This window comes from Oleiphilus sp. HI0086 (assembly GCF_001635225.1).
This window is the reverse complement of sequence record NZ_LWFZ01000801.1, coordinates 1-1,238: the sequence shown is the minus strand read 5'-3', so window position 1 is coordinate 1,238 and position 1,238 is coordinate 1. Positions and strand designations below refer to the sequence as shown.

Below are 1,238 nucleotides of genomic sequence, written 5' to 3'. Positions count from 1 at the left end.
TTATGACATAATATGTAAAATTATTAACGTTTTTGAGGTTTATATGAACATTAGCAGTGAAAAAAAGGAACTTTTCTATGATTTAGCTATTGTTGGGGGTGGCATTAACGGGGCTGGTATTGCTGCCGATGCCGCTGGCCGAGGCTTAAAAGTGTTCTTATGTGAACAAAATGACTTGGCTTCAGGTACATCTTCCAGCAGTAGCAAGCTAATACATGGTGGACTAAGGTACCTGGAACACTACGAGTTCAGACTAGTTAAAGAAGCGCTGGCAGAAAGAGAAGTACTGCTTAATAAAGCACCTCACCTTGTCTCACCCCTGAAGTTCGTCATGCCTCACCGCCCTCACCTTCGCCCTGCATGGATGATCCGCTGTGGCTTGTTTATGTATGACCACTTGAGCAAACGAAATACCTTGCCCAAAGCACGGAAGGTGAAATTTGATGGTCATGCACCTTTTACAAACTCGATCACCAAAGGCTTTCAATATCATGACTGCTGGGTCGATGATTCACGTTTGGTAGTTATGAATGCGATAGATGCCCATAATCGTGGTGCAAGCATTGAAGTTCAATCACAGTGCCATAACTTGAGCTTCGACAAAGATCTTGGTCGTTGGCGCCTAAGTATCTTCAACAAGATCGAACAGCGCAGCTACGATATTCTCGCAAGCAATATCGTTAATGCCTCAGGCCCCTGGTTAAACAGCTTTCTTGATTCAGCGGCAGAAGATATTAAACCGGCTCGAAATATTCGACTGATTAAAGGCAGCCATATTATCGTTCCCCGCTTTGAAGAACTGGATGAAGCTTACATTCTACAGAACGAAGACAAGCGTGTGGTATTTGTACTTCCCTATCTTGATCACTTTTCAATAATCGGAACCACCGATAAAGAATACCAAGGAAAGCCAGAAGACGTAGCAATTGAAGAGTGGGAAGTTGATTACCTGATTAAGGTATACAATCAACATTTCAAACGTTCGATTTCTCGTGAAGATATCCAGTCTACCTATTCTGGCGTCCGTCCACTGTGTGATGATGAATCAAACGACCCCTCAGCAATCACCCGTGATTACACGCTAGAACTCCATCAGGAAAGTGAAAGCAACGCCCTGCTTTCAATCTATGGCGGCAAAATCACCACTTACAGAAAGCTTTCAGAAGCGGTTCTAAACAAGCTGTCGCCATTTATTAAGGAGCTTGGTAAACCTTGGACTGCAGATGAACCGATGCCCG

The 1,238-nt window shown here is 43.8% G+C and carries 1 protein-coding gene; it reads left to right on the top strand.

Annotated elements, in window-relative coordinates; genetic code table 11:
* Positions 1–43: 43 nt before the first annotated feature.
* Positions 44–1,238 (top strand): glycerol-3-phosphate dehydrogenase (gene glpD / locus A3756_RS14180; protein WP_068553732.1); only part of this gene is annotated, 1,195 nt, incomplete at its 3' end.